Source organism: Dysosmobacter welbionis, assembly GCF_005121165.3.
Classification (GTDB): domain Bacteria; phylum Bacillota; class Clostridia; order Oscillospirales; family Oscillospiraceae; genus Oscillibacter; species Oscillibacter welbionis.
In genome coordinates this window covers 1,111,335-1,130,054 of record NZ_CP034413.3, presented here as the reverse complement: position 1 = coordinate 1,130,054, position 18,720 = coordinate 1,111,335, and the positions used below count along the sequence as shown (strand labels likewise).

General features: G+C 62.8%; 21 protein-coding genes. 15 read left to right on the top strand and 6 right to left on the bottom strand.

Annotation, left to right across the window (positions count from 1 at the left end; genetic code table 11):
* Window positions 1–144 precede the first annotated feature (144 nt).
* Entirely contained in the window at window positions 145–1,071 is a 927-nt protein-coding gene (locus tag EIO64_RS05985; RefSeq protein WP_181446427.1) for a SufB/SufD family protein, read from the bottom strand.
* Window positions 1,068–1,808 carry an ABC transporter ATP-binding protein gene (locus EIO64_RS05980; RefSeq protein WP_021750875.1) on the bottom strand — a complete coding sequence of 247 codons (741 nt, stop codon included), beginning with the start codon at window positions 1,806–1,808 and terminating at the stop codon, window positions 1,068–1,070. Before EIO64_RS05980 ends, EIO64_RS05985 begins: the two co-directional genes overlap by 4 nt.
* Window positions 1,809–2,004: 196 nt before the next feature.
* Here EIO64_RS05980 and EIO64_RS05975 point away from each other — a divergent pair, with 196 nt between their 5' ends.
* From EIO64_RS05975 to EIO64_RS05965, 3 genes are all read left to right on the top strand, one after another.
* Entirely contained in the window at window positions 2,005–2,637 is a 633-nt protein-coding gene (locus EIO64_RS05975; protein ID WP_119311567.1) for a ferritin-like domain-containing protein, read from the top strand.
* A gap of 107 nt (window positions 2,638–2,744) precedes the next feature.
* Complete coding sequence (locus EIO64_RS05970) at window positions 2,745–3,434, top strand: DUF2461 domain-containing protein (RefSeq protein WP_021750872.1); 690 nt, start codon at window positions 2,745–2,747, stop codon at window positions 3,432–3,434.
* Between the two features lie 25 nt (window positions 3,435–3,459).
* A complete protein-coding gene (locus EIO64_RS05965) occupies window positions 3,460–4,044 on the top strand; it encodes a hydrolase (protein WP_136891002.1) in 585 nt (194 codons plus the stop codon).
* Here EIO64_RS05965 and EIO64_RS05960 read toward each other — a convergent pair.
* Window positions 3,996–4,616, bottom strand: coding sequence for a GNAT family N-acetyltransferase (locus EIO64_RS05960; protein WP_249390824.1), 621 nt, complete (start codon window positions 4,614–4,616; stop codon window positions 3,996–3,998). The genes EIO64_RS05965 and EIO64_RS05960 overlap by 49 nt on opposite strands.
* A 162-nt stretch (window positions 4,617–4,778) precedes the next feature.
* Here EIO64_RS05960 and EIO64_RS05955 point away from each other — a divergent pair, with 162 nt between their 5' ends.
* Window positions 4,779–5,330, top strand: a complete 552-nt coding sequence (locus EIO64_RS05955) for a helix-turn-helix domain-containing protein (protein WP_119311566.1) — start codon at window positions 4,779–4,781, stop codon at window positions 5,328–5,330.
* 58 nt (window positions 5,331–5,388) lie between these two features.
* On the opposite strand, the gene EIO64_RS05950 is transcribed toward EIO64_RS05955, so the two are convergent.
* From EIO64_RS05950 to EIO64_RS05940, 3 genes are all read right to left on the bottom strand, one after another.
* Window positions 5,389–5,859, bottom strand: coding sequence for a hypothetical protein (locus EIO64_RS05950; RefSeq protein ID WP_021750868.1), 471 nt, complete (start codon window positions 5,857–5,859; stop codon window positions 5,389–5,391).
* Between the two features lie 68 nt (window positions 5,860–5,927).
* Window positions 5,928–7,619 (bottom strand): DAK2 domain-containing protein, encoded by a 1,692-nt coding sequence (locus EIO64_RS05945; RefSeq protein ID WP_136891001.1) that lies wholly within the window; start codon window positions 7,617–7,619, stop codon window positions 5,928–5,930.
* Window positions 7,620–7,635: 16 nt separating this feature from the next.
* Entirely contained in the window at window positions 7,636–7,986 is a 351-nt protein-coding gene (locus EIO64_RS05940; protein WP_021750866.1) for an Asp23/Gls24 family envelope stress response protein, read from the bottom strand.
* A 261-nt stretch (window positions 7,987–8,247) separates the two neighbouring features.
* On the opposite strand from EIO64_RS05940, the gene rarD reads away from it, so the two are divergent.
* The 11 genes from rarD to mraY all read left to right on the top strand — a co-directional run bounded on the left by rarD (window position 8,248) and on the right by mraY (window position 18,653).
* On the top strand, window positions 8,248–9,147 hold the full coding sequence (rarD, locus tag EIO64_RS05935) for an EamA family transporter RarD (protein WP_119311564.1): 900 nt from the start codon (window positions 8,248–8,250) through the stop codon (window positions 9,145–9,147).
* The gene (gene rsmD / locus EIO64_RS05930; protein ID WP_021750864.1) at window positions 9,138–9,701 is read left to right on the top strand and encodes a 16S rRNA (guanine(966)-N(2))-methyltransferase RsmD; all 564 of its coding nucleotides are present in this window, start codon (window positions 9,138–9,140) and stop codon (window positions 9,699–9,701) included. Before rarD ends, rsmD begins: the two co-directional genes overlap by 10 nt.
* 5 nt (window positions 9,702–9,706) lie before the next feature.
* Window positions 9,707–10,198, top strand: a complete 492-nt coding sequence (coaD, locus tag EIO64_RS05925) for a pantetheine-phosphate adenylyltransferase (RefSeq protein WP_025544663.1) — start codon at window positions 9,707–9,709, stop codon at window positions 10,196–10,198.
* A 5-nt stretch (window positions 10,199–10,203) separates the two neighbouring features.
* The gene (locus EIO64_RS05920) at window positions 10,204–10,731 is read left to right on the top strand and encodes a hypothetical protein (RefSeq protein ID WP_025544664.1); all 528 of its coding nucleotides are present in this window, start codon (window positions 10,204–10,206) and stop codon (window positions 10,729–10,731) included.
* A gap of 92 nt (window positions 10,732–10,823) precedes the next feature.
* Window positions 10,824–11,045, top strand: a complete 222-nt coding sequence (locus EIO64_RS05915) for a hypothetical protein (RefSeq protein WP_155979332.1) — start codon at window positions 10,824–10,826, stop codon at window positions 11,043–11,045.
* Window positions 11,046–11,112: 67 nt separating this feature from the next.
* The gene (mraZ, locus tag EIO64_RS05910) at window positions 11,113–11,556 is read left to right on the top strand and encodes a division/cell wall cluster transcriptional repressor MraZ (protein WP_021750860.1); all 444 of its coding nucleotides are present in this window, start codon (window positions 11,113–11,115) and stop codon (window positions 11,554–11,556) included.
* 6 nt (window positions 11,557–11,562) lie between these two features.
* On the top strand, window positions 11,563–12,507 hold the full coding sequence (rsmH, locus tag EIO64_RS05905) for a 16S rRNA (cytosine(1402)-N(4))-methyltransferase RsmH (RefSeq protein ID WP_136891000.1): 945 nt from the start codon (window positions 11,563–11,565) through the stop codon (window positions 12,505–12,507).
* A 79-nt stretch (window positions 12,508–12,586) separates the two neighbouring features.
* Complete coding sequence (locus EIO64_RS05900) at window positions 12,587–13,156, top strand: hypothetical protein (protein WP_025544668.1); 570 nt, start codon at window positions 12,587–12,589, stop codon at window positions 13,154–13,156.
* Between the two features lie 117 nt (window positions 13,157–13,273).
* Window positions 13,274–15,739, top strand: a complete 2,466-nt coding sequence (locus tag EIO64_RS05895; RefSeq protein ID WP_119311562.1) for a penicillin-binding transpeptidase domain-containing protein — start codon at window positions 13,274–13,276, stop codon at window positions 15,737–15,739.
* Window positions 15,740–15,854: 115 nt separating this feature from the next.
* Entirely contained in the window at window positions 15,855–17,303 is a 1,449-nt protein-coding gene (locus tag EIO64_RS05890) for a UDP-N-acetylmuramoyl-L-alanyl-D-glutamate--2,6-diaminopimelate ligase (protein ID WP_136890999.1), read from the top strand.
* A 414-nt stretch (window positions 17,304–17,717) separates the two neighbouring features.
* Window positions 17,718–18,653: a phospho-N-acetylmuramoyl-pentapeptide-transferase gene (gene mraY, locus EIO64_RS05885; protein ID WP_346730083.1), complete on the top strand. Its 936-nt coding sequence runs from the start codon at window positions 17,718–17,720 to the stop codon at window positions 18,651–18,653.
* Window positions 18,654–18,720 lie beyond the last annotated feature (67 nt).

Below are 18,720 nucleotides of genomic sequence, written 5' to 3'. Positions count from 1 at the left end.
CATTGCCCAGCCATCCTCATGGCTGAATCCACCCGGGCGGCAGATTGCCGCCCCTGCGGCGCCTCCGGAAGAAAGCCCCCTCTCTGGGGGCGGGGAAGCAAAAAAGGCGGCCGGCCCTCCGGCCAGCCGCCCCGCGGTCTGTCTTTATGCCAAAAATCCCTTGAGGATCCGGTCCTCCGCTTCCTCCTCGGTGAGGCCCAGGGTCTCCAGCTTCAGCAGCTGGTCCCCGGCGATCTTGCCGATGGCGGCCTCGTGGATCAGCTGGGCCTCGGTGTCGTTGGCGGCGATCTCCGGCACGGAGCTGATCTTGGCCTGTCCCATAATAATGGAGTCGCACTGCACATGGCCGAAGCACTTGGCGTTGCCCACCACGCAGGGGCGGAACACCTGGGAGGACTCGTCCTGGGCCACAGACCGGGAGATGACCCGGCCCTTGGCGTCCTCACCGTTCAGCTCGATGACCATGTCGCTGTCCGCCACCTGGCGGCCGTGGGTCAGCAGCCGCTCTGTGATGACGGCCTCGGCCCCCTTGCCGCAGACGATCTTGGTGTACCGCTTGGTGGAGTCCACGCCCCGGATCTGCACCGTGTCCATCTGGATGGAGGCGCCCTCCTCCAGATACACGATGGTCTGGGGGTTCATGATCTTCTCGCCCCTGCCGTCCCCCTCAGCGTAGTGCTTTTCCGAGTAGTGGACATGGGAGTTTTTGCCCACATGGAAGGTGTGGATGCCGTCGTGGCGGGACTCCTGGTCGCCGCAGTTGTGGATGCCGCAGCCGGCCACGATCTCCACATCGCAGTCCCCGCCGATGTAGAAGTCGTTGTACACCGTCTCTTCCACACCGGACTTGGTGATGATGACGGGGATGTGGCAGGTCTCGCCCTTGGTCCCGTCCAGAATCCGGATGTCGATGCCGGCGTGGCCGTCGGTCCGGTCGTCGATCTTGATGTGCTCCGTGGACACCCGGCCGTCACAGCCGCAGTCCTTACGAATGTTGAAGGCCCCCACGGGCTTACCGATCAGGTCCGCGATCTTCTCCAGCAGCTCCCGGTCCACCTGTGTGTCCATCATACAGCAGCACCTTCTTTCGTCAGCACCGGGCACCCGGACAGGGTGTCCGCCAGGATCTGGGGCAGGATCTCCTCAGGTGTGCCCCGGTGGCGCAGCTCCCCGTCGCCCACCACGATGATCTCGTCTGCCAGGGAGATGATCCGCTCCTGGTGGGAGATGATAATCATGGTCGCGGTGCCGCTGGCGTGGATCTGTTCAAACGTCTCTGTCAGCCGGGCGAAGCTCCACAGGTCGATGCCCGCCTCCGGCTCGTCGAAGATCATCAGCTGGCTGCTGCGGGCCAGGATGGTGGCAATCTCGATGCGCTTCACCTCGCCGCCGGAGAGGGAGGCGTCCACCTCCCGGTCCAGATAGTCATTGGCGCACAGGCCCACCTTCGTCAGGTACTGGCAGCACTGGTCCTTGGACAGCTTCTCATTCCCGGAGGCGATGGTCAGCAGGTTGCGGACCGTCAGCCCCTTGAACCGGGGGGGCTGCTGGAAGCCGTAGCTGATGCCCAGACGGGCCCGCTCCGTGATTCCCAGGTCCGTGATATCCTGACCGTTCCACAGAATCTGGCCGCCGGTGGGCTTCACCAGACCCATGATGATCTTGGCCAGAGTGGTCTTGCCGCCGCCGTTGGGACCGGTGAACACCACCAGTCGGTGGTCGTCGATGGTCAGGGAGATGTCGTTTAAGATCCCCAGCTCACTGTCGCCCTCCCGGACGGCGTAGCTGATATGTTTCAATTCCAGCATACAATCGGAACCTCCTTTGCTGGCATCAATCCTCGCAGTTTCCCTATTTTAACAGAAACAACGGGAAAAAGCAATGAAAAAGGGAACTCTCGTCCTATGATATTTTAACCCTGGGGCGAATTTCATACGTGTGATTTTTGCAACAGGAACCGTTTTTTCCAAAGCGCATACACTGGGGAGAAAAGGAGGGACCTGGATGGAACAGACCATACATACTCCGGAGACCTATGACTTCCGGAAATACGACCAGATCTGGCGGCGGGTGGCCCCCAACCTGGAGCCCTATCCCGACCTGCGGGAGCCGGCGGTGCCCGCGATGGCGCCCCTGGCCTCTGGTGCCGCACCGCGGGCTTCCCAGCCGCCGGCCGGTGAGGACTTGGAGCACCTGCCCGGTGCGGAGGAGAACCCCTGCTGCATGGGCACCATGGCGCAGGAGGAACTGGGAGTGATCGAAGGGTTCATCGAGGTGGAGCTGGCAGACCGGCGGACCTATCAGGCATTCGCCCGGCGGGCACCGGCTTTCGCCCGGGGGACGATGCGGGATTTGGCAAACGCGTCGGGCGCAGCTGCCCGGCGGCTGATGACGGCCTACTACCTCATCACTGGGAACTGCTACCGCCCGGCGGTGGCCAGCGGACGGATTTCCATAGATAGCTGGTGCCCCGCCCTGCGGGAGCGGTACCATGTGGAGGCCTGCAACGGCATGAACTACCTGCGGGCGGGGGAGGAGACCACAGACCCCTGCCTGGGGAGGCTGCTGAAGGAGCTGGGAGAGGAATCCTACCGTCAGGCGGACCAGCTGATGGCCCTGCTGGAGCGGGCGCTGTGAGCGGAAAGAGGGGAAGGGCGCCGAAAAAACGCCGTTCCCCTCTTTTCCATGGCCGGAAAATGTGTTATACTAAATCTTAAATTTTGAAATCCAGCGGGAGGAACGGGATGTTTACCGGCTTTACAGACGAGACTGTGGACTTTATGTGGGGCATCCGCTTCAACAACGAGCGGGCTTGGTTTGAAGCTCACAAGGAGATTTATCTGACGCACTTTTATCAGCCCATGCGGGAGCTGGGGGACGAGCTCTATGACTACATCGCCGCCAAGCGGCCGGATCTGGGGCTCATCCGCAAGGTGACCCGGATCTACCGGGACGTCCGGCGGCTCCACGGCCGGGGGCCTTATAAGGAGAGCCTGTGGTTCTCTATCGAGCAGCCCTCGGAGGAGTGGACGGCCCACCCCACCTTCTGGTTCGAGCTGATGCCGGAGGGGTGGACCTGCGGCATGGGGTATTATATGCCCAAGCCGCTGACGATGGCCAAGCTGCGGGCCCGGATCGACCGGGACCCCGCCGCCATGGAGAAGCTGATGCGGAAGCTGAACCGCCAGAAGGAACTTGTCCTGGAGACGGAGGACTACAAGCGCCCCAGGGCCCCGGCCCCTTCCAAACTGCTGGAGCCCTGGTACCGGGCCAGGAGCTTCACCATCTGTCACAATGACAAGCTGACGGACGAGCTGTTCAGCCGGGACATCGTGGAGCGCCTGAGACAGGACTTCACCTTCCTGCTGCCCTATTACGACTACTTCGTCACCCTGGAGGGCGACCCGGATCCCCGGGATGCTGCCCCGGTCTGATTTTACAAAAGGAGAGCGATCAAAGATGAAAGCATGTCCCGAGAGAAGCGCGGCCCTGGCGCTGCTGCGCAAGTACAATGCCGAGCCCTTCCATATCCAGCACGGCCTGACGGTGGAGGGCGTCATGCGCTGGTACGCTCAGGAGCTGGGTTACGGCGAGGACGCGGATTTCTGGGCCGCCGTGGGCCTGCTCCACGATGTGGACTTTGAGAAGTGGCCGGAGGCGCACTGCAAAAAGGCTCCGGAGCTGCTGGCGGAGATCGGCTGCAGCGACGAGTTCATTCACGCCGTATGCAGCCACGGATACGGCCTGTGCTCTGACGTGGAGCCCACGGAGGAGATGGAGAAGGTCCTCTTTGCCGCGGACGAGCTGACGGGCCTCATCGGCGCGGCGGCGCTGATGCGCCCCAGCAAGAGCTGCCAGGACATGGAGGTCAGCTCCCTGAAGAAGAAGTTCAAGGACAAGAAGTTCGCCGCCGGCTGCTCCCGGGACGTCATCAAGACCGGGGCTGAGCGGCTGGGGTGGACGCTGGAAGAGCTGATGGAAAAAACCCTCCAGGCTCAGCGGAGCTGCGAGGAGAGCGTGGCGGCCCAGATGGCGGCCCTGTAACCCTGTATGGAAAACTGAGAACAGCCGGCCCTGGTGGGGGCCGGCTGTTCCTGATTCAGCGGTGGAGGGCGGTCAGAGGAGCTTTTCATAGGCGATTTTCTCACTGTTGTCGAACCGGATGGTGCCCCGGTACTGAAACCCCTGCTTGGCCAGGATATGCTGCATTTTATGATTTCCCGCGTCTGTGTCCACCCGAAATTCCCGGCCCCCCGATCCCGGCACAGGTCCTCCACCAGCTGGAAGGCCGTACCGGCGGCGCCCCGGCCCCGGGCCGCGTCGGATAGGGCCAGGCGGTGTACCACTACATAGGGCTCCTCCCGGGCCCAGGTGCCGTTCAGATGGTCGTAGGCCGGTTCTCCGTCGAAATCGACGCAGAGGTAGCCTAGAGGGATGCCGTCCTCCTCCAGAAAATACCCTTTTCCCGTTCGGACGTCCCGTTCCAGGCAGTCCCGGTCCGGATAGCCCGTCTGCCACTGGTCGATCCCCTGTGCCCGCAGGTGGGCCTTGGCCTGGTTGATGATGTCCATAGCCAGCTCCACCTCGGAAAGTGCGGCGGCTCTCAGTCTGCGCATACGACTCCTCCTTTTGGTGCCGCGCCGGGAAACTACCGCACCGCTCTTGACGGACCGTTTCCGGGTGCAGTACAATATCCAATGGAATTTTTTCAAGATACTGGATTTCCTGTATATTATATGATTCATCTAATATCTTGTCAATAGAGAGGGGAGAAACGTTTGGAGATCAACGCAGTGGTGTCGGAGAACGCCCGGCGGCTCCGGGAGGAGAAGCGGCTGACGCTGGACGAGGCCGCCCGTCTAACGGGGGTGTCCCGCAGTATGCTGGCCCAGATCGAGAAGGGGGACGTGAACCCCACCATCTCCATGGTGTGGAAGATCGCCAACGGTTACAAGGTGTCTTTCACCTCGCTGGTGGAGCCGGCCCGGGAGCGGCCGGTGCTGCTGCGGGGCGATGACGCGCCGATTCTGGAGGAGGATGGGGGGAGGTACCGGAACTGCCCGGCCTTCCCCTTTGACGGGGAGCGGGGGTTCGAGACCTATCGGATCGTGATGCTCCCCGGCGGCGCACTGGAGGCCCAGCCCCATCTGCCGGGGACGGAGGAGTATGTGACCGTCTTCGCCGGGGAGGCGGAGATCGGCCTGCCGGGGGAGACCTACCGGCTCCGGACCGGCGACTCCCTGCGCTTCCCGGCGGACCAGCCCCACCGCTACCGGAACCCGGGGACGGAGGAGACTCAACTCAGTATGCTGATCTGGTACAGGCATTAAAGAACCAGCCCGGGCCTGACGGCCCGGGCTGGGGCATTTTTCAGGAGAGGGGGCCGGGTCACCGCCTCCGCCGGCCCCATAGGAAGCCCAGGGAGAACAGCACCGCCAGCATCAGCAGGGAGAGCGCATTGGCCGCCAAGGTTTCCGGCGGCCCCCAGCTGTGATTGGAAAAGGGGATCACCAGCCGGCAGGCCAGGGAAAACAGCGGGAGGCCGGGGTACTGCCCCAGCCCCGCCAGCAGGAAGCTCCGGGCCTCACTGGAGACAAAGTGGAACTGCCACACGTACAGGGCAAAGCTCACCAGGCTGGGCCACTGGGTCAGCAGCAGGCAGGCGGGGTAGCTCCTTTCGGAGCGGCCGCACAGATGCCCCAGCCAGAGGCAGAACACGATGGCTGCAGGCACCTGGATATAAAATGCCAGTGTAAACAGGAAGGCAGGGCCGTTCAGGGACACGGCGGTGAGCCAGTTGCACAGCCAGCCCCACAGGCCGGGCACCAGGGCCAGCAGCAGGAGCTTCCAGGTCTTCATAGGGCGCCTCCTTTTCAAAAAGAAAGAGGTGTCTCTGCTTGAAAGAAACAGAAACACCTCCTGATGCTTTATTCCATGCTGATAATATAATAGTACACAGGCTGTCCGCCGGAGAGGACCGCCACCTCCGCACCGGGACACACCTCTTCAAACAGGGCCCCGGCCTTCTGAGCGTCCGCCTCCTGCACATCCTCGCCGAAGTACAGGGAGATGAAGGAGGCCTCCCGCCCGGCGGCGTCCTCCGCCAGCTTGTGGAGCAGCGTGTCAAGGGAACCGTCCGTGTCGAAGAGCTTGCCTTCCTCCAGGGCCAGATAATCGCCCTCCTTGATGGCGAAGCCGTCGAAGTCGGAGTCCCGGGCGGCGTATGTGATCTGGGCCGTGGTGACGGAGCTGAGGCTTCCCGTCATGGCGTCAGTAATGGTCTGGGCATCCGGCGCGTCGAAATCCACGTTCATCATGGCGGTGATGCCCTGGGGCACGGTCTTGGTGGGGATCACCACCACCTGCTTCTCCGTCAGGGCGGCACACTGCTGGGCTGCCATAATAATGTTGCCGTTGTTGGGCAGGACGAACACCGTCTCCGCCGGGATCTTGTTCACGCCCTCCAGAATACTCTCGGTGGAGGGGTTCATGGTCTGCCCACCGGACACCACACCGTCGGCCCCCAGGTCCCGGAACACGGCGGCCAGGCCGTCCCCAGCACACACCGCCAGAAAGCCGTAGGGCTTCTCCGGCGCCGCCACGGCGGGCGTTTCTTCCACGGGGACGGACTCCAGCTCCGCCTCCACCGCGTCCAGGTCATCGGTGCTCTGGACGTGCTTGCCCGCGGCCAGGTCGTCCGCCTGGGTCCGCATGTTCTCGATCTTGGCCAGCTCCAGGGTACCGTATTTCTGGGCCTCGTTCAGGGCGTTGCCGGGGATGTTGGTGTGGACGTGGACCTTAAAGGCCTCGTCGTCCTCGCCGATCACCAGACTGTCACCGATGCTGTTGAGATATGTCCGCAGCGGCTCCAGCGAGATATCGGCCATGGCCTTGCGGACGATGAATACCGTGTCGAAGGCGAAGGTGATGTCCTCCGCCGCCATGGTGGCGAAGTCTGCCTTCTCCTCTCTGGACTCGCCAGCCTCCGTCTCGGGCATGGGCTCGCCCCGCAGTTCCGCCAGCATGCCGTCCAGGATCAGGAGATAGCCCTTGCCGCCGGCGTCCACCACGCCGGCCTTTTTCAGCACCGGGTTCATCTCGGTGGTCTGGGCCAGGGCGGCATAGCCCACTCGGATGGCGTCCTCCAGGACCCGCTCCAGGTCCGTCTCTCCGGCGGCGGCTGTGTCCACCGCCTGCTTGGCGGCAAGACGGGAGACGGTGAGTACCGTGCCCTCGGCGGGCTTCATCACCGCCTTGTAGGCGGCGGAGACACCCTCCTGCATGGCGGCGGCGAAAGCGGCGGCGTCCGCAGTCTCCCGGCCCTTCAGGGCCTTGGACAGGCCTCGGAACAGCAGGGAGAGAATGACGCCGGAATTGCCGCGGGCCCCCCGCAGCAGGGCGGAGGCAGTGACGGAGGCCGCCTGCTCCACAGTGGCGGGCTCGCTCTTGCGCAGCTCCGTCACGGCGGTGCCGATGGTCATGGACATATTGGTGCCCGTGTCGCCGTCGGGCACGGGAAAGACGTTCAGGTCGTTGATGGCCTGCTTCTGGGCCGTGATGACGGCTGCGCCGTGGAGCACCATCCGCTTGAACAGTGCGCCGGTGATTTGTTCGTTCATCTGTCTCGTTCCTCCCTCACAGGGTCATGGAATCCACGCACACGTCCACGTCCTTGACGGTGACGCCGGTGTTCCGGGTGACGACATAGCGCACTTCATTCATGATGGAGCGGCAGACCGCGGGGAGATTGACGCCGTTTTCCACGATGATGTGGAGCTCGATGGAGATGGAGTTGTCGTCGTGATAAGTGATGCTGACGCCCTTGCTCATGGCCTCCCGGCGCAACAGATGCACCAGGCCGTCCGTCATGGAGCGGTAGGCCATGCCCTTGACGCCGAAGCAGTTGGTGGCCGCCATGCCGGTGATGTTGGAGAAGACGGCGCTGCTGACGGTGATATCGCCGTGGTCAGACTTGAATTGAATCATGAGAACGTCCTTTCTTTCCCAGGAGTTTGGCACGAAGGGCGGCGGGCCGCCTGCTCTGGACAGCGGCTGTCCACAGCCTGTACTTTGAGAACCTTATTATATACGATTCCCCGTGAAAGTACAAGTCTAAAAAAGACCCGGCTCCGGCGCGGAAAGCTATTGAAATCTTCCGCGGCTTGCCGTAAAATAGACAAATCACGGGATTTTTCAGAAACTGAAGGCCACAGAGGTGAAGGCTGGAGGGGAAAGGAGAGCGACCCAATGAAAAACAAGGGCCCGCTGTATGTGCTGACCTGCTATGTCATCTGGGGCCTGCTGCCCATCTTCTGGAAGCTGCTGGCCCAGGTGGATTCCCTGTATGTGCTGGCCAGCCGCATCGTGTGGTCCATGGTGCTCACCGGAGGCATCCTGCTGCTGCGGCGGGACCGGCTGGCCGGTGTGCGGGCCGCGTTCCGGGACCGGAGGGAGTGGGGGCTGCTGGCCGCTGCGGGCTGCGTGGTCTGCGTCAACTGGGGCGTCTACATCTGGGCGGTGGCCAACGGGCACATGATCGACTCCAGCCTCGCCTACTATATGAATCCCATCCTGGCGATCCTGTTGGGGACGGTCCTGTTCCGGGAGCGGCTGACAAAGCTCCAGTGGCTGGCGGTGGCGGTGACCTTCGCGGGACTGGTAATCACTGTCATCCGCTACCGGCAGATCCCCTGGATCGCCCTGGTGATCGGCGGCAGCTTTGCTGTTTACGGGGCGCTGAAGAAGCAGGTCCGTTCCGACGCGGCGGTCTCCACCTTTGTGGAGACGCTGACCCTGGCGCCCTTTGCCCTGGTGCTGATCTTCTGGATGGAGGCCCACGGCACCGGCGCCGCCGGGGTCCTCTCTGGTTGGCAGTGGCTGCTGCTGCCGGTGTCCGGCGTGGTGACCACTGTGCCGCTGATGTTCTTCGCCGCCGGCATGAAAACCACGCCAATGACCCTCTCCGGCATTCTGATGTATATCAACCCCACCATGCAGCTGCTGCTGTCCGTGGCGCTGTATGGAGAGGCATTCACCGCCACCCACGCCATTTTGTTCGGCTTCGTCTGGACGGGGCTGATCCTGTACCTGATCTCCGGCGCCCGCGAGAACCGGAGGCACCGAGAGGAGGAAAAACCATGCGTGTGATTACCGGCACTGCCCGCGGCCGCCGGCTGAAGGAGCTGGAAGGGACGGAGACCCGCCCCACCACCGACCGGGTGAAGGAGGGGCTCTTCAGCGCCCTGCAGTTCGACATCGAGGGGCGCCGGGTGCTGGACCTGTTCGCCGGAACCGGCCAGCTGGGCATCGAGTGCCTCAGCCGGGGTGCCGCCTCTGCCGTGTTCGTGGACCGGCGGGCCGACGCCGTGAAGCTGATTCGGGAGAATTTGAAGCTGACGGAGCTCCAGGACCGGGCCCGGGTAGTGGCGGGGGACTCCATGGAGTTTCTGCGGTCACTGCGGGAGCGGTTTGACATCGTGTTTCTGGACCCTCCCTATGAGGCGGGGCTGCTGGAGCCCGCCGTCGCCCATCTGACAGCGTTTGACATTCTCAATCCCCATGGTATAATTGTGGCAGAACACCCGGCGGACCGGAGCCTTCCGGCGCCTGCGGCGCCCTACCGGGTGCGCCGCACCTACCGTTACGGCAGGATCGCCCTGACGCTGATCCGCCGGGGCGGAGACCGAGAAAACGAGGAATGACCCCCATGAGAACAGCGATTTGCTCCGGCTCTTTCGACCCCATCACCCTGGGGCATTTGGATATCATCCGGCGGGCGGCTGCCTGCTTTGACCGGGTCTGTGTCTGTGTCAGCCCCAACGCTGAAAAGCGAAACCAGATGTTCACACCGGAGCAGAAGCTCCAGCTGGTGCGGACGGCGGTGGCGGACCTGCCCAATGTGGAGGCGGAGCTGTGGCCGGGCCTGCTGGCGGATTTCGCGGTGCGGCACCATGCCTCCGCCATCGTCCGGGGCGTGCGCAACACCACGGACTTTGACGTGGAATATCAGATGGCTCTCATCAACCGGGGGATCCATCCGGAGCTGGAAACGCTGCTACTGCCTGCCAGCGCGGCATATCAGCACTTCAGCTCCTCCATGGCTCGGGAGATGATCCGCTATCACCAGCCGCTTGAAAACTATTTGCCCGCGTCCATCGTGCCTCTGGTGCGGGAGATGACGGAAAAGAAGGAAGGATGAGTCCCATGGCAAATGATGTGAACCGTTTGATCGATATGCTGTACGAGCGGATCGAGGACGCCAAGTCCCCGGCCCTGAAACCCAATATGAGCATGGTGGACCGGGACGAGCTGCTGGATCTGCTGGACGAGCTGCGGGCCCAGCTGCCGGTGGAGATCAAGCGCGCCCAGGAGCTGCTCTCCGCCCGGGACAAGTTTGTGGAGGATGCCAAACGGGACGTGGACCGGATGATGCGTCAGGCGGAGCTGGATGCCAAGACCAAGGTGTCCGACAGCGAGGTGCTCTATGCGGCCAAGGAGAAGGCCCGCCAGATGGTGGCCCGGGCGGAGGAGCGCTGCCGCCAGTTGTACCAGGTGACCAATGAGTATGCCGAGGACGCCCTGGCCCGCACGGAGGAGGCGGTGCAGATGGCGCTGGATGAGGTGAAGCAGCAGCGGGTGCGGTTCCGCAGTGCCTCCGCTGCCAAAATGCAGGAGCAGCGGGACAAGCTGGACGGCAGGACCCCGCCCCAGGAGGATGGCGGCGAGGAGTGATGCCGCAGGTCAACCGTAATCTTAAAAATTTGTGAAAAACGCCAAAGGATTTGGCGAAACTTTTTTGGAATACTCTAGATGTTGCGGAGAAAATGAAAAAAAGCACCCCATGGCACAAGTTCTTGCGTCATGGGGTGTTTTTTATTTTACGTAAACTTGTCAAAGAGATGTCGAACATCTGTTTTAAAATGGCGATTTTGGCCGAAAAATGCCATAATTTGGCGTTCTTAGCGGCGGTTTTCCCGGAAAAAACTGCTTGCAATCCCGGCCAATTTCGCTTATACTCAGAGCATGTGGTGGGGAAAAGTGGGTAAAAGTAGAGATTAAGTGCCAAAGAGACCCCATCCAGACCCAAAAAACGCGGGAAAGGGGGGATCAACCGTGGCCAGGCTGTTGGGAAAATCCAACAACAGCATCGACTCCAAGGGCCGTCTGGTGATCCCCTCCGCCATGCGGGAGGCCCTGGGCGACACGTTCTACATTACCATCGGCGCGGAGCACTGCCTGACCATTTACCCTCAGGCCAAGTGGGACCAGATGTCCGAGGAGATGGACGACCTCTCCTATACAGAGGCCCGGGCGCTGACGCTGCTATACGCCAACGCCGTCCAGTGTGAGCCGGACGCCCAGGGGCGGGTGCTGATCCCTGCCAGCCTTCGGGCCCACGCGGGACTGAAAAAGACCGCCACCATCGTGGGATTGAATTCCTTCGCCGAGATCTGGGACGAGAAGACCTGGACGGAGCGGGAGCAGCGGATGCTGGAGAGCGACGATATGGCCGCGGCCATGGACGCCCTGGCCCGTGTCCGGCGCAGCCGCGGGTGAGTGCCGATGGAATACACGCACAAGCCTGTTCTGCTGGACGCCTGCATCCAAGCACTGAACATCCGCCCCGATGGGATCTATGTGGACGGCACCCTGGGACGAGCCGGACACTCTCGGGAGATCGCCGGTCGGCTGACCACCGGGCGGCTCATCTGCATCGACCGGGACCAGGCCGCCATCGACGCGGCGCAGGACCGTCTGGCCCCCTGGCTGGCCCGGGTGACGCTGATCCACAGCAACTTTTCGGAATTGAAGGAGGTCCTGTCCCGGTGCGGTGTCAGCGGCGCCGACGGGATGCTCTTTGACTTGGGCGTGTCCTCTCCCCAGCTGGACGACGCCTCACGGGGCTTCTCCTATATGCAGGACGCCCCGCTGGACATGCGGATGGACACCTCCGCCCCCCTGAGCGCCGCGGACATCGTGAACACCTGGAGCCAGGAGGAGCTGCGGCGCATCCTGTTTGAATACGGCGAGGAGCGGTACGCCCCCGCCATCGCGAGAGCCATCGTCCGGGCGCGGGAGACCGCGCCTGTGAAGACCACCCTGGAGCTGGTGGAGATCATCAAGAGCGCCATGCCTCCCGCAGCTCTGCGGGAGAAGCAGCACCCGGCCAAGCGGAGCTTTCAGGCCATCCGGATCGCGGTCAACGGTGAACTGGATGCCCTGCCCCCCATGCTGCGGGCGGCGGTGGACGGGCTGAACCCCGGCGGTCGCCTGGCCGTCATCACCTTCCACTCTCTGGAGGACCGGATCGTCAAGCGGACGCTGGCGGAGCTGGCCCGGGGATGCGTCTGCCCGCCGGAGTTTCCGGTGTGCGTGTGCGGCAAAAAGCCCCAGGTGCGGCTGGTGACCCGCAAGCCCGTCACGGCGGGCGGCGCGGAGCTGGAGGAGAATCCAAGGGCCCGCAGCGCCAAGCTGCGGGTGGCGGAAAAGTTCGGCTTTGACCTTTGACCACACCGGGACCATCCGGTGTTAATGTGTGTGAGAACGGCTCCGTGCCGGTATGGCGGAGCAAAAGGAGGGACCTTCTTTGGCAGCAGCGCGGGAACTGCGGTACAACAGCCGCAGCGCGGTATATGGGGACTTGGCGTACGACCTGGACCGGGAAGTCCGGGAGCGCGCTCTTCGGCACGCCGGAGAGGCTCCCCGTCACCAGACGGCGGTAGAGGCCGTCCCCAAGGCGAAGCCCCGGGTGCGGAGCCTCTCCAAGGCGCAGGTACGCCAGCGGCAGAAGGTGTCCGTCCTCTCCGTTTTGGGCGTGGGCGCGGCCATCGGCCTTGCAGTGATGGTGCTGATGGGCTACATCCAGCTGACGATCATCTCCGACGAGGTGGTGTCCCTCCAGAACCAGCTGGAGGAGCTGCAGACGGAGAACGTCACACTCACCGCCCAGCACGAGCAGATGTTTGACCTGGCCACCGTGAAAGAGGTGGCGGAGGCGGCGGGCATGAGCAAGCCCAGCAGCAGCCAGATCTATTACATCGATCTGTCGGAGGGCGACAGTGCCGTGGTCTATCAGCAGGAGGAGTCCAATCTGCTCAGCCGTTTGCTGACCTCGCTGAACCACGGGATCTACGCCGTGGTGGAATATTTCGAGTGACGGCCGCACTATAATGAAGCGAACGGTGGGGAGTAAGAAGGGGGCCTTCTTACTCCTTGCTTTGGTATTGCGTATGGACGGGGGAAGCGGCCCCGGCGTTCCGAAAGGAGAACAGGCATGACGGACAGACCCAGAAGAAAGAGCGACGCCGCCCGCCGGGCGAACCAGGTAATCCGGGGCAGGACGATGCTCATCATGCTGCTGTTGGGTGTGGCCTCCTTCACAGTGCTGTTTTGGAAGCTGTACGATCTGCAGATCAACCGGCACGACGAACTGAAGGCCGAGGCGGTGAGCCAGCAGACCGACAGCATGGTCATCAGCGCCTCCCGGGGGACGATCTACGACAAAAACGGCGAGATCATGGCCATCTCCTACTCCACGGAGACAGTCTTACTGGATCCCGGTGGCGTCCAGGACTTTGTAGAGTCCCAGGAGCAGAAGATCCAGGATGCGGCCGAGGAGGCTGCCGAGAAGGGAGCGCCTTACACGGCGCCGGAGGTGCTGGACCAGGCGTATATCGCCCGGGGCCTCAGCCGCATTCTGGATGTGGAGGAGGAGACCATCCTGGAGCACCTGGAGAACACCGCCAACCGATACTGGGAGGTCAAAAAGAAGGTAGACCAGGACGTGGCCGACGAGGTCCGCCGGTTCATCAACGGAGAGATCGACGATGAGGGGAACCAGCTTACCACGGTGGACGAGGACGGCAACACCGTTCTCATCTCTACCGGCGGGCGGCCCACCCGGCTCCAAGGCATCTCCCTGACGCCGGACACCAAGCGGCTGTATCCCTTCGGCTCTCTGGCAGGCAATGTGATAGGGTTCGTCAATGCCAACAATATGGGCGCCTACGGGCTGGAGGCGTCCTATGATGACGTGCTCAGCGGCAGCACTGGACTGACCATCACGCCTACCAACGTAAACGGCACGCCGTTGTTGTTCAGCGGCGGCGAGCAGATGTTTGATGCGGAGAATGGCAGCAGCTTGGTGCTGACTCTGGACACCAACGTCCAGTACGCCCTGGAAAAGGGCCTGGAGAGTATGCTGGATAAGTACGACGCGGCCAACGGCGGCACCGGCATCGTCATGGACGTGAACACCGGCGGCATTGTGGCCATGGCCTCCTATCCCAACTATGATCCGGGAGACTTTTCCACCATCTATACTGAGGGACTTCAGGCGGAATTGGATGCCGCTCTGGCGGAGATCCAGCAGAACCGCAGCACCTACGAGACGGAGGAGGCGTACAATCAGGCGCTGGCGAATGCCCGGGCCACCATCCAGTTCAAGCAGTGGCGGAACAAGTGCTATCAGGACACCTACGAGCCCGGCTCCACCTTCAAGCCCATCACGCTGGCCACGGCCCTGGAGGAGGGCGTGGTGAACATGAACACCACCTTCACCTGCACCGGCTCCATCCACGTGGAGGGCTGGGGAAAAGCCATCAACTGTTCCAAGCGGGCCGGCCACGGCACCCAGACCCTGAAGGTGGCTACCGGCAACTCCTGCAACCCGGCCTTCGTCACCATGGGCCTGAAGATCGGCACGGAGGCATACTACCGCTATCTGAAGTCCTTCGGCCTCATGGAGACCACCGGTATCGACCTGCCTGCGGAGGCGGAAGGCATCTTTGCCAATGAGGACAGCTTCAACTCCAACGTGGTTTCCCTGGCGGCCTACTCCTTCGGACAGACCTTCAACGTCACGCCCCTGGAGCTGATCCGGGCCCAGGCAGCCACCATCAACGGCGGCTATCTGTATACCCCCTATCTGGTAGAACAGGTGCTGGACGACGAGGGCAACATCCTCAGTCAGCACGAGACCACAGCGGTGCGGCAGGTCATCAGTGAGGAGACCTCCGCCAAGGTGCGGGAGTGCCTGGAGTGGGTGGTGTCCGACGGCGGCGGCCGCAACGGACAGGTGACGGGCTACCGCATCGGCGGCAAGACCGGCACTGCGGATAAAACCGGCACCAAGGACGTGGTGGTGTCCTTTATGTGCTTCGCCCCGGCGGACGACCCACAGTACATCATGCTGCTGACCATGGACACCCCCAGCCGCACGACCGGCACTGCCGTGTTCGGCGGCACCATGGTGGCCCCGGTGGCCAGCCAGATCATGAGCGAGATCCTGCCTCTGCTGGGCGTTGAGCCGGATTACACCGCCGAGGAGCTGGTGGGCGCTGACACCACGGTTCCCAATGTGGTGGGACAGACCAGGGAGGCCGCTGAAGATCGGCTGGCTGACCTGGGCTTCACCTTCCGCACTGTGGGGGACGGGGACACGGTCACCGACCAGACCCCCGCCGGCGGCGCCATCGTGCCGGGAAATGCCTCCATCATCCTCTACCTGGGGCAGGAGAAGCCGGACACCCCCTGCACCGTGCCCAATGTGGTGGGGAAGAGCGCCTCAGAGGCCAACAAGGCCATCACCAACGCCGGACTTATCATGAAGGTGACCGGTACCACCACAGCCAGCTCCGGCAATGTCTACGCCATTACCCAGTCTCTCCCTGCGGGCACGGAGGTGGCGGCGGGCACGGTGGTGACCGTCCAGTTCGGCGACAACTCTGTCCTGGATTGAGAAAGCAGGTTCTGCATGGTTTTTGGCACCTTCCTCCGTATACTTTGCAAATCCCCTTGTTTATAATGAGGGACGGCAAACTGCTGCCAGACTGAACAAAAGGGGTGTGCATACAATGCATTTGAAAACGCTGCTGGCAGGGCTCTCCCTGCGGTCCGCTACCGCGGACATGGAGACGGAGATCACCCATATCAGCTATGACTCCCGGACCACGGCACCCGGGGACGTCTTCGTGGCCATGACCGGCTTTGCCACCGACGGCCACGCCTATATCGGAAAGGCTGTGGCGGCGGGAGCCGCCGCGGTGGTGTGTGAGCGACCGCCGGAGGACAGCTCCGTGCCCTATGTCCTGGTGGAGAACTCTCGCCGGGCCCTGGCGGTGATGGCCGCCAACTATTACGGCCATCCGGCAGACAGCATGACCATGGTGGCCGTCACCGGCACCAACGGCAAGACCACCACCACCTATCTGCTCAAGGCCATCCTGGAACAGGAGCTGGGGGCCAAGGTGGGCCTGATCGGCACCAACCAGGATCTGATCGGCGATGAGGTGGTGCCCACTGAGCGCACCACGCCGGAGTCCCTGGAGCTCCAGGAGCTGTTTGCCCGGATGCGCTCCGCTGGCTGCACCCATGTGGTGATGGAGGCATCCTCCCACGCTCTGGCGCTGGACCGGGTGTACGGTATCCACTACGCGGTGGGCATTTTCACCAACCTGACCCAGGACCACCTGGATTTCCACAAGACCATGGAAGCCTACTGCGACGCCAAGGCCATCCTGTTCCAGAACTGCGACGTGGGCGTCTGCAACGCCGACGATCCCTGGACAGAGCGGCTGCTGCAAAACGCCGCATGTCGGCAGTACTTCTATGCAGAGCACGCCGCGGCAGACCTGCGGGCGGAGCATATCACCCTTGCGGCGGACCACATCGCCTTCGATGCGGTGACAAAGGATAGCCGCACGCCCATCAAAGTTGGCATTCCCGGCGGGTTTATGGTATATAATACGCTGGATGTGCTGGGTGCGGCTCTGGCTCTGGGCGTTCCTCTGGAAAAGAGCGCCCGGGTGCTGGCTGCAGTTCCCCATGTGAAGGGGCGGGTGGAAGTGGTCCCCACACCGGGAAAGGACTACACGGTCCTGATCGACTACTCCCACACGCCGGATAGTCTGGAGAATATTCTTCGCACCGTGAAGGGCTTTGCCAAGGGACGCACCGTGGCCCTGTTCGGCTGCGGCGGCGACCGGGACCGGACCAAGCGGCCTATTATGGGCAGCGTGGCGGCGGAGCTGGCGGACTTTGTGGTGGTGACCTCCGACAACCCCCGGACCGAGGACCCGGAGGCCATCATCGCCGACATCCTGCCGGGCCTGGAGGGCAGCGGCACCCCCTACCAGGTGATCTGCGACCGGGTGGAGGCCATCCACTGGGCGATGGACCACGCGCAGCCCGGCGATGTGATCGCCCTGTGCGGCAAGGGCCACGAGACCTACCAGGAAGTGAACCACGAGAAGCACCACATGGACGAACGGGAGATCGTGGCGGAGCACTTGACGGGGAAGTAACCGCCGGACGTCCGGCGTCAAGCGGTTTGCCGCAGGCAAACCCTTGAAATCGGCTGAATTCACTTCGGGCGATTTGAGTCAAATGCGGGGTCCCCACAAAATCGGAGATTTTGTGGGGCGTGAACCACGAGAAGCACCACATGGACGAACGGGAGATCGTGGCGGAGCACTTGGCGGGGAAGTGACCGCCGGGCGTCCGGCGTCAAGCGGTTTGCCGCAGGCAAACCCTTGAAATCGGCTGAATTCACTTCGGGCGGTCCGCGTGAAATGCGGCGGTCAGCCGTGGGCGGCGCCGCATGGACAATGGGATACGGCGGGACATCCGGCGGAGGATCGGCCGCCGGAGAACCGCTGGAATCAGGAACGTACCAAAGGGCCGGGGCTGTGCCCGGCGAAGGAGAGGGAGACGGATATATGACACTTTCTTTGATCGCGGCGGCCGTCAGCTTTGTGCTGACGCTGCTCATCGGCAGATTTCTCATCCCGGAGCTGCGCAAGCTGAAGGCCGGCCAGGAGATCCGGGAGGACGGACCCACGTGGCACAAGTCCAAGGCCGGCACGCCCACCATGGGCGGCATCATGTTCATCCTGGGTGCGGGCGTCACCGTGTTCATCCTGGGTTGGAGCTTCATGCTGGAGGGGGTGTTCTGGCACCTCTACGTGTATCTCTTCGCCCTGATCTTCGGCCTGATCGGCTTTGTGGACGACTACCGCAAGGTCCGCCAGCACCAGAACGAGGGACTGACGGCCCGGCAGAAGTTCATCCTTCAGCTGGCGGCGGCGGTGGTGTTCCTGGTGCTGATGCGGTACGAGGGCCTGCTGACCAACGACCTGTATATCCCCTTCCTGAACATGAGCTTTACCATCAACTGGATCGTGTATCTGATCTTCGCGGCCTTCGTCATTGTGGGCTGCGTCAACGCTGTGAATCTGACCGACGGCATCGACGGGCTGGCTGCCAGCGTCACCTTTGTGGTGATGGCGTTCTTCACCGTAGCCGGCGTCCTCTGGAGCACCTACGGCATCCAGGCTCTGTTCCCGGCGGCTATGGCGGGAGGGCTGGCAGCCTTCTTCGTCTATAACCACCACCCTGCCAAGGTGTTCATGGGGGACACCGGCAGCCTGTTTCTGGGCGGCGCGGTGGCGGCCCTGGCCTTTGTGTTCGATATGCCCCTGGTGTTGATCCCCGTAGGCATCATCTACATTCTGGAGACGCTGTCCGATATTATCCAGGTGGGTTACTTCAAGCTGACCCACGGCAAGCGGTTCTTCAAGATGGCCCCCTGCACCACCACCTGGAGCTCTCCGGCTGGAGTGAGGCGAAGCTGGTGGCGGTATTCTCCCTGGTGACGCTGGCGGGCTGCGTCCTGGCCTATCTGGGCGTCCAGGGACGATTCTGAGCACTCTGCGCCGGCCC

Coding starts and splice junctions, on each gene's coding strand:
- EIO64_RS05985 (WP_181446427.1), bottom strand. CDS start 1,071: ATGATGGACACACAGGTGGACCGGGAGCTGCTGGAGAAGATCGCGGAC.
- EIO64_RS05980 (WP_021750875.1), bottom strand. CDS start 1,808: ATGCTGGAATTGAAACATATCAGCTACGCCGTCCGGGAGGGCGACAGT.
- EIO64_RS05975 (WP_119311567.1), top strand. CDS start 2,005: ATGGAACAGACCATACATACTCCGGAGACCTATGACTTCCGGAAATAC.
- EIO64_RS05970 (WP_021750872.1), top strand. CDS start 2,745: ATGTTTACCGGCTTTACAGACGAGACTGTGGACTTTATGTGGGGCATC.
- EIO64_RS05965 (WP_136891002.1), top strand. CDS start 3,460: ATGAAAGCATGTCCCGAGAGAAGCGCGGCCCTGGCGCTGCTGCGCAAG.
- EIO64_RS05960 (WP_249390824.1), bottom strand. CDS start 4,616: ATGCGCAGACTGAGAGCCGCCGCACTTTCCGAGGTGGAGCTGGCTATG.
- EIO64_RS05950 (WP_021750868.1), bottom strand. CDS start 5,859: ATGAAGACCTGGAAGCTCCTGCTGCTGGCCCTGGTGCCCGGCCTGTGG.
- EIO64_RS05945 (WP_136891001.1), bottom strand. CDS start 7,619: ATGAACGAACAAATCACCGGCGCACTGTTCAAGCGGATGGTGCTCCAC.
- EIO64_RS05940 (WP_021750866.1), bottom strand. CDS start 7,986: ATGATTCAATTCAAGTCTGACCACGGCGATATCACCGTCAGCAGCGCC.
- rarD (WP_119311564.1), top strand. CDS start 8,248: ATGAAAAACAAGGGCCCGCTGTATGTGCTGACCTGCTATGTCATCTGG.
- rsmD (WP_021750864.1), top strand. CDS start 9,138: ATGCGTGTGATTACCGGCACTGCCCGCGGCCGCCGGCTGAAGGAGCTG.
- coaD (WP_025544663.1), top strand. CDS start 9,707: ATGAGAACAGCGATTTGCTCCGGCTCTTTCGACCCCATCACCCTGGGG.
- EIO64_RS05920 (WP_025544664.1), top strand. CDS start 10,204: ATGGCAAATGATGTGAACCGTTTGATCGATATGCTGTACGAGCGGATC.
- EIO64_RS05915 (WP_155979332.1), top strand. CDS start 10,824: ATGAAAAAAAGCACCCCATGGCACAAGTTCTTGCGTCATGGGGTGTTT.
- rsmH (WP_136891000.1), top strand. CDS start 11,563: ATGGAATACACGCACAAGCCTGTTCTGCTGGACGCCTGCATCCAAGCA.
- EIO64_RS05895 (WP_119311562.1), top strand. CDS start 13,274: ATGACGGACAGACCCAGAAGAAAGAGCGACGCCGCCCGCCGGGCGAAC.
- EIO64_RS05890 (WP_136890999.1), top strand. CDS start 15,855: ATGCATTTGAAAACGCTGCTGGCAGGGCTCTCCCTGCGGTCCGCTACC.
- mraY (WP_346730083.1), top strand. CDS start 17,718: ATGACACTTTCTTTGATCGCGGCGGCCGTCAGCTTTGTGCTGACGCTG.